1 protein-coding gene is annotated in these 1,695 nt (G+C 27.6%); it reads right to left on the reverse strand.

What is annotated here, in order from left to right; all coding sequences use genetic code 11:
• Nucleotides 1-142: 142 nt before the first annotated feature.
• The gene (locus TD29_RS03695; RefSeq protein WP_040278999.1) at nucleotides 143-1,099 is read right to left on the reverse strand and encodes a hypothetical protein; all 957 of its coding nucleotides are present in this window, start codon (nucleotides 1,097-1,099) and stop codon (nucleotides 143-145) included.
• Between the last annotated feature and the right edge of the window lie 596 nt (nucleotides 1,100-1,695).

The following is a 1,695-nucleotide window of genomic DNA, read 5'->3' on the forward strand; positions in this document are numbered from 1 at the left end:
GAATTAGAGCCAACGTGTTCGTGTATGATTTGTTGCGGTTATATAAGCGATTTACATTCCGCAATACAATATAGTGAATTGTAGGAAAAGATCCTGCTCTTAGCCAGCAGTAGCAATGAATTATACACGGTGTTGGCAATAGTTATTTTAATTCACTTATCGTAATATTCGAATGGTCATATATTAGTAATTTATTATTAAATAAATCTGCAAATAATGATTGTTTCTTGACATCACCTAAATTTTTAGTTGGTGTTAATCTTACTGTTTTAAAACTAAAATCAGTCAAGTCATATATATTTAGATTTCTTTTTTCATTATAATCTTGTTGAATAAAATATTTCCCATTTGTTGAGAATTTACCATAACCGTCTTTAATTTTTTTAACGTCAATTATATTAAAATCTAAATCCATTATTCCAATTTCGCTAATTTCAAATTTTCTACCTGATTTTGTTCTAGTCATTTTTCCTCCGTTTGTATAAAAGTATATTCTACCATTTGATGAAATGATATCTTTTATTCCTAACCAGTCTTTTGGTCTTTTTTCAAATAAACCAATATTATAATAAAGTGGTGAAAATTTGCTACAATCAGGTTGCGTAGGTTCATTTATCCAATTTGCATATTCATTTTTGCCGAATAATTTTTTCCTATTCTTAATTTCTAAAGTAGAAAAGTAACGTGCTAAACCAAAACTACCTAAAATATCAAATCCTGAATGTTGTATAGTAAAAATAGACTTAAATTCATTCAGTCTAGAAAAATGAACGAAATAAGAAAACTCTTCTTTGTTCAATTTTTTTATAGGGTTTTTAATTTTTAAGTATTTTGATTTACCATTTATAATATCATAAAAGATTATGGAATTTTCTCTTATTATTCCGAATTTTCCTTTGTCTATAAATCCTTGTTCTTTATAAAATTCCTGCGGAACTATCTTTTCGTGATAGGAAGTATTAGATTCTATTCTAAATATTTGTTTGTTTTCCTTAAAATTAAATGAGTATGATGCGACCGTATTTTCGTCAATAAATTCAACAGATTTATAATATTGATTATCAATCGCTTTTATTTTTTTCAATATATTTTCACTCATTCTTAATTTTTAGTAAAGTTTGCTCGGAAACGCAATGCTTAATTATTGCCAACGGTTTATATATGGTTTGTTGTGTTTTTCGAGCAACTAATTTAGTAAATAAAAACGAAATAGAAAATCCCCTAAGGATTTTCGTAAGTAGGCGAGCACTAGCAATAAATTATATATTTTGTTAGCTTTTCGTTTATTTTTCCTTTTTTACAATTAAAATACCGATATAAAACCACATATTTTTCAGCGTTTAACTTGTCTAAATTTTTATTCCTAATTTCGCAAACAGGCTAAAAGTCCGCCATTTTCATTTCAGAATTACAGACAGATTCTTGCGTAATATTTGTCAGAATCCCACAGTTTTTCATTTCCGATTGCATAAACAGGCTAAAGTCTGCCGTTTCTATTTCATAATTGCGGACAGATTCTTACGTAATATTTTTCAAAATATTCTGCGTTAAAATTCCATTTCTAATTGCGTAATATTTATCAGGATTCTACTTTAGGAAAACGCTTTATTTTTCCAATTTCACGCATTTTTTTTGTTAATGAAAGCTAACGGTTTTGTGTATGGTTAGTTGCGTTTGTTGGAACTAAGTTAGCAA

The organism is Psychroserpens damuponensis (assembly GCF_000826655.1).
Classification (GTDB): Bacteria; Bacteroidota; Bacteroidia; order Flavobacteriales; family Flavobacteriaceae; genus Psychroserpens; species Psychroserpens damuponensis.

Excerpts from the sequence above, each read along its gene's own strand:
- TD29_RS03695 (WP_040278999.1), bottom strand. The coding sequence starts at position 1,099 with ATGAGTGAAAATATATTGAAAAAAATAAAAGCGATTGATAATCAATAT.